We start from the raw sequence: 6,540 nt of genomic DNA, 5'->3' as shown, positions 1-6,540 counted from the left end.
GTTCAAACTCCGAAGGAGGCAAAGATTGAATTCCCATAGGCCGGGGACCGCGACTTCATTCTTCTTGGGCAATCAAAAATTTTGCGTATAAGAACTAGGAATGAATCTAAAAGAAGGCACAACGAGCGTAAATAACCGCTAGTTGTGCCTTCTTTCGCGCAAAACTTCCGATTGTCCCCTTAGAGAACCGTCCCTGTGGTCCAAGGCCTCTCCGAGAAATTTGGCAAGTTCTAGCATTCCGTATTTGCCTGCCTTGGCTTCGGCATCGGAGTTGTAGTTTGTGTTGGTGTTTACGTCATAGGTGAATATTTCGCCAGCGGCATTTTTCACAAATTCGATTCCAGCTACATCGATTTTTACAGCTTTTAGAAAAGCTTCATACCGCTTTATCAATTCTGGGTCAACGTCTTCTGTTATTTCAAACTTAGGACGTACTTCTACTTCTTCTCCAACTGGGCAAAACAGATCGCCAATTTGACAGGCATCTGCCGGGCAAAGCTCAAACCCTTCCGACGTATCAACCCGTACCGAATACACATATTTTCCTCCAACAAATTCAGCTCTTGTAATATAGGATTCTGGTGATTGAATATATTCCTGAATGAGCGTAATTCCATCAACCGGCTCTTCGAATGCGGGGCTGTTCACGTATGCCTTCAATGATTTCACATTTTGAAATAATTGAACGCCAAGACCCTTTCCTGCCCGATTATGTTTTGTAATAAATGGTGTTGTGCCTAGTTTTTCGGCTGCTTCGATGATTTGTTCACGGCCGACAGCCCCGATTGTTTTCGGGGTGCGAATCCCAATTGCCTCAAGGGCTGTGTATTGCTTTATTTTACTTAACTCTAGACGCAATGCATGACTTCCATTAAAAACCGTACGATTATGGAATTCCAGCCAGTCTAATATCCCACCTGTTAATTCGGGAGCAAATCGGTGGTCCCTTGTGTGTGAGGAGGCACTCATTCGATTGTAGAATACTCCCTCGGGTGGCTCAGACGTTAAATCAATAATCCCCTTATCCAGATGCCAAGCCTCGTATGGAAGCTGCAGCTCATCTAAACGTTTTGTTAAATGAGCAGTCCACTCATCATTTTCATGGATAATATATATTTTCTTAGACATAGTACGGCCTCCCAAATCCCTATTAATTTGATATGTATTATCATATTTGAATGTTTAAAAAAGTGCAAACAAAAAAACTTGGTTCCGTGGGACAGGTTCACCGTCCCCCCAGCTGTAAACATATGTTGGGACACAGAACTTGTCCACATGTTACAATTTAATGAGAAGCGCTTTCAAACAAAGGGAGGAATGAAATTGAATAAAACAAAACAAATCGTCCAAAAATCATTAGATGCGTTGATGACAGACAACACGTTTATACCAGAATTAACAGGAACAACCCGGGAGCAAGCTTTTACCTCATTAGCCTCCATACTTTCAACTCCGAATCATGTACATAAGTCATTTTTAAGAATCCCTTTAGAAAATGGTCAGGTGGTTCGAATTCCAGCCTATCGCGTACAGCATAATAATGCCTTAGGTCCTTATAAGGGCGGAATCCGGTTCCATGAAACAGTCAATGAGGATGAAGTGATTAATCTTGCTTCCCTGATGACATTAAAAAATGCACTCCATGATGTTCCTTTTGGCGGCGGAAAAGGGGGTCTCGTTATCAATCCGCGGACATTGTCTGAAAAAGAACTCCATCTCATTTGTAAAAAATATGTCCGTTATTTTGCTGATAGTCTTGGTCCTGATAAGGATATTCCGGCACCAGATGTAGGTTCCGGTGAGCGAGAGATGGACTGGATGATGGCTGAATACAAAAGTATCCGACCGGGCACCCCATATCGCGGGAGTTTTACAGGAAAAAGTGTGATAAACGGAGGCTCTTTAGGCAGACGTGAAGCAACTGGGAAAGGGGTATATTTTACCTTCCGTTATCTGTTTCACGATTTTCCTCAGAGTCAAAAAAATCTTCTCACTACAACTGATAGCATCTTTGCAAACGCGGTTACAAAATTTGAAAATAAACCAATGAAACTGGCTGTTCAAGGCTTTGGAAATGTTGGTTCAGTTGCCGCTTTAGAAGCGTATGAATGTTCTTATCTTCAAAATAAGGTCGTCGCGGTTAGCGACCGGAATGTCACCTTATTTAATGAGGACGGCTTAAATATTCCAGCTCTCGTAAAATTCACAAAAGGAAACAAGGGTGATCTTCCTGTATCAGATGAGGAATTGACTATCGCGGGAGTAAAGGCAGACATTCTAGACAGAGAAGCTATACTTTACCTCGATGTAGATGGTCTCATCCTGGCTGCTTTGGAGGATCAAATTCGTACAGACAATATGGAACAAATTAAAGCACCTATAATTGTCGAGGGTGCGAATGCCCCGATAACAAGTGATGCAGACGACTTTTTAAGTAAAAAAGGTGTCCTGATTATTCCGGATATCCTTGCAAATGCTGGTGGGGTCATCGTGTCCTACTTGGAATGGCTACAAGGACGCGAAACACAATTTTATTCAGAAGAACAAGTTTTTAGTCAGCTATTTAAGAAAATGACAGGAACATTGGACTCTATTTTACCGGCATTCTTTGGTGATACCTTCACATTGCGACAAAATTGTTATATCCATTCGGTAATGCGACTTTCGACTGTACTGTATCGTCAGGGAAAATTGTATTAAAGAAGTTAAAGCGGAAGCCTTTTGGCTGCCGCTTTTAATTTGCTTATGAAGGAACTTCCATGGCTATTTTTCCCACTAAAAATCCTTGTGACACATACTTCTAAAAAGCCCCTGATCCGCCTCCGCCACCACCGGTTCCACCTCCACTGCTACTACTAGAACTACTGCCGGTTCCAATGGAATCATTCGCAGATTCGAACTGGGCCGAGGCGTTTGGTCCGACATATCCAAAAGAATACACGGAATACGGGTAAAATCCTCCACTTTCGTAACGGTACGGATTATTAAGAGCGAATATCAGATCATCATTCTGCTTCATCATCCCTTTGTCTCCCATACCAAGCCCGTAAACATAAGCCCGCATCTGGTCATCTTCTGACCATTTTTTCCACTCATCCGGTGATAATGCCTTATAGCTTTCTTTAAACATCAACCACTCATGGAAAATCTTAAGTCCCTCTCTATTCTTTGGACGATAGGCAATCAAGTAAATAATGACTCCGCCAAACAATATTAAAGTTAAGACAAACCATGAAAATAACTCATACATCGGAAACAAGAATAGAAATGGAACTAGTACAATACTGAATAGGCCTAAAAATAATTTAAATTTAGACTTATCCTCATAGAGATGGTGTTCCTTGACTTCATTCCGGACAGCTTCTCCCCATTTCATTTGGAAACTTGAGTAATTTCCAGAGTTCTTTTTGTCTTTTGAGTAGGTCTTGAGGTCTGAAAATTCAAACACACCATTCCGACCTATTTTTTCAAATAACCACTCCATTAAAATCTTTTCATGTGGCAAACCCGCATCCTGATTCATGAGCTGAAATTTTTCATCAGAAACCTGTCTTACTATCTTTTTTCTTACCAAATCCAGTAATGCTGCGGCCATTGCTTGCCCCTGCGGTAGATAGTTATGATTTGTAAAGACTATGGTTGCCGGTAAGCTCATCACCTGTTTAGGAAGTGCACCGGGATTGGGCATTTCATTTTTAACTGCTGCAAGTTTTGATTTTCCTTCAAATCGATTTCGAACGATTACCACTAGAAAGAGAATAGTAAAAATCGGAACTAATACAATTGCAACTTTTGAAAGAGTTTCTTTCGTCTCCGCTCTTTCTTGTGCTTTTATCAGCAGTTCCTTTTGATCATTTACAATTTCCTCTTTCATCGGCTTATCAGCAGTGACATAGTTTACCCCCGAAAACAATTCAACAGGATAGGCAACGCGAATATCCCCATTTGTTTCACTTGGAACCTCTCCGAAGTGGAACTCGACCGAGCCATCAGATTGGACCGATTCCGTTTGAAATGCCTCATCATAACCAAATGCAATCACATTGCTCGTTGATTGAGGTGGGTGAATGGTAATGACTAAATTCTCATAGGTTGATTCATTCCTGTTATCAAAAAACGGCCAATAAAATTGTGCTACATCCTTATAAATTTCTACTCCATTCATAATCGTATAGGTGAGAGTGACAGTGATCGTTTCGTCCTTCCCCTTACGTTGAATTTTATAGAGGTCATCAACCTTTTCAACTCGCAACTCTTTCCCATTTTCAGTTGCAGAAAAATCCTTTATCGAACTTCCTTTTTTCGGAATAACGGTTCGGGTAATCCCGTTAAATTTCCCATCAAATTTGTATGTATGGGTTTCAGTTACATGAACAGTACCATCATCTTGCAGGAACGCATCCATTTTCACATCATTGATCCAATAATCGACCGCATGTCCTTGAATCGGAAAAACAAATATAAATACGACTAAAAAAATGAGGCCACCCATCTTTGCTCGCATGTCCGTCCCTCCTTCATACTTACTTATACGAATAAACTCGCAAACAGGTTTCAAACTAACCAACATGGTATACTAATTCAAAAAGGAGAAATTAAATGCCTGATATAAAAATTGTTTTTCTCGATATAGATGGAACGATTTTGCGACCGGACGATACAATCGAGCAATCCACGAAACATGCTGTTGCTCAGCTTAAAAATAAAGGGATTGAGGTATTTCTTGCAACCGGCAGACCCCTTCATGAAATTACGGATATTGGTGATGAACTTTCGGTTTCATCCTATATCGCCTACAACGGAGCATTTGCCGTACATAATGAGAAAACACTCTTTAACGAACCTCTTCCCCCTAGCTTAGTCGACAACCTATTAAAAACGACAAAGGAAAATAATTTTGATATTGTCCTATACTCTAAAAATAAAAATATATTTCCTAGCATGGAATCAGGGATTGTAAAAGAGTTCATTAAGACTTTCCATCTAAAAAAGAATGCATTGTATGAAGACATGAACAAAGAAGAAATTTTAGGTTCAACCATTATCACTACCCAGGAACATGTGGAAGTGAAGTTCAAACATATCCATGGAATTCATCTTTCTTCGGTCAATGTGGAGGGTATGAAAAACTGTCGCGATGTGATTCGTGAGAAGGTTAACAAAGGGGTTGCGGTTAAAGCGGTATTGGGTGCGCTTCACCTTTCGCCTGAACAAGCAACCGCATTTGGAGATGGCATGAATGACAAAGAAATGCTGTCAGTAGTTGGTTCAGGATTTGCAATGGGGAACGCTAATCCTAATCTATTTTCCTATGCAAAATATAAAACAACAGACGTTGAGAATTCTGGAGTATTCAACGGATTAAAATCGTTAGGGCTTGTGAATTAAGTAAAAGAGCTTGGTTTTTCAAGCTCTTTTTCATTTGGTAATCGTATGGGATGCGATGATGTCTCCATCGTCTATCACATCAAAAATTTCAAAGAATCGATAAGTAGGCTTTTCATTCGTATACTTCTGTAACACTTCTTCCAATTTAGGCGAGATTACCTTATGGGCGGCCTCAGCGTCTTGTTTCGTATCCCAATAATTTACTACTCTATATTCACCAGAGGAATCATCAAAGAAATAGACATTCCCTCTAAATCCCATTAAGTATCTACTTTCTTTATCGAATTCTTTTGTTAGCTTCTCTGCGACTAGTCTCTGTCCAGTTCCTAATGTATATTGAACCAACCTTGCATGAAACATCTGTAACCCTCCTATGTTTTTAGTCTATCTGGGCTTACATAGCAGACTATGTTAGGTGGGTTAGTTTTGTTCCAATAAACTTTACGTGGGCTCATATTCACGATTTTAAGCTTTCTTGGCGAACTGATGGGACACTGTGGCCGTTGAGTGTAATGAAGTGGATTTCTTTGGATTTACCGGCTCGATTTCCTCTTCATTACCTCGATGTACAGGATTTCTCAGGTTCTCACCACGCGATTTCCTCTTCATAACCGGGATGAACGGGATTTCTCAGGTCCTACCGAAGCGGTTTCCTCTTCATAACCCCAATGAACGGAATTTCTCAGGTTCTCCCGACGCGATTTCCTCTTCATTACCTCAATGAACAGGATTTCTCAGGTTCTCCCGACGCGATTTCCTCTTCATTACCTCAATGAACAGGATTTCTCAGGTTCTCCCGACGCGGTTTCCTCTTCATAACCGAGATAAAGAGAATTCCTCAGGATCCCGGGATAAGTTCCTTGCCCTGTAAAAATATGGTGGGACGATGGACCTGTCCCACTAGCTTTGCATTATTGTATTTATTTTGATAATAAGTAATATATTTACAGTTTGTTTTTCCACTTGGGAGCTAAAACAACAATCTTGAATAAAATTGTTGTTTGTTCCCATTTTTTGGTATTTATTTTACTTTATTTTCCTTTTAATACGTTTCTTTTTCTCACCAATTAGCGCAACACTTCCGTAGAATATTTCTTTCGTCGGTTTATCTGGAACCTTTTGTCTTCCTTTTGATGTCTTTACTGGTTTATA

General features: G+C 40.3%; 5 protein-coding genes. 2 read left to right on the top strand and 3 right to left on the bottom strand.

Annotation, left to right across the window (positions count from 1 at the left end):
- Positions 1-138: 138 nt before the first annotated feature.
- A complete protein-coding gene (locus tag E1I69_RS23685) occupies positions 139-1,128 on the bottom strand; it encodes an ATP-grasp domain-containing protein (RefSeq protein WP_136381964.1) in 990 nt (329 codons plus the stop codon).
- 195 nt (positions 1,129-1,323) lie between these two features.
- On the opposite strand from E1I69_RS23685, the gene E1I69_RS23680 reads away from it, so the two are divergent.
- Entirely contained in the window at positions 1,324-2,700 is a 1,377-nt protein-coding gene (locus tag E1I69_RS23680) for a Glu/Leu/Phe/Val family dehydrogenase (protein ID WP_136381963.1), read from the top strand.
- 100 nt (positions 2,701-2,800) lie between these two features.
- Here the strand turns inward: E1I69_RS23680 and E1I69_RS23675 are convergent, their stop codons facing one another.
- Entirely contained in the window at positions 2,801-4,504 is a 1,704-nt protein-coding gene (locus E1I69_RS23675) for a DUF2207 domain-containing protein (protein WP_161974973.1), read from the bottom strand.
- Between the two features lie 95 nt (positions 4,505-4,599).
- Here E1I69_RS23675 and E1I69_RS23670 point away from each other — a divergent pair, with 95 nt between their 5' ends.
- The gene (locus tag E1I69_RS23670; protein WP_136381961.1) at positions 4,600-5,388 is read left to right on the top strand and encodes an HAD family hydrolase; all 789 of its coding nucleotides are present in this window, start codon (positions 4,600-4,602) and stop codon (positions 5,386-5,388) included.
- Between the two features lie 30 nt (positions 5,389-5,418).
- Here E1I69_RS23670 and E1I69_RS23665 read toward each other — a convergent pair whose 3' ends face one another.
- Positions 5,419-5,748 (bottom strand): hypothetical protein, encoded by a 330-nt coding sequence (locus E1I69_RS23665; RefSeq protein ID WP_136381960.1) that lies wholly within the window; start codon positions 5,746-5,748, stop codon positions 5,419-5,421.
- Between the last annotated feature and the right edge of the window lie 792 nt (positions 5,749-6,540).

This window comes from Bacillus timonensis, assembly GCF_004799755.1.
GTDB lineage: Bacteria > Bacillota > Bacilli > Bacillales > Bacillaceae_L > Ferdinandcohnia > Ferdinandcohnia timonensis_A.
This window is presented reverse-complemented; position numbering and strand designations above follow the sequence as displayed.

Coding starts and splice junctions, on each gene's coding strand:
- E1I69_RS23685 (WP_136381964.1), bottom strand. CDS start 1,128: ATGTCTAAGAAAATATATATTATCCATGAAAATGATGAGTGGACTGCT.
- E1I69_RS23675 (WP_161974973.1), bottom strand. CDS start 4,504: ATGCGAGCAAAGATGGGTGGCCTCATTTTTTTAGTCGTATTTATATTT.
- E1I69_RS23670 (WP_136381961.1), top strand. CDS start 4,600: ATGCCTGATATAAAAATTGTTTTTCTCGATATAGATGGAACGATTTTG.
- E1I69_RS23665 (WP_136381960.1), bottom strand. CDS start 5,748: ATGTTTCATGCAAGGTTGGTTCAATATACATTAGGAACTGGACAGAGA.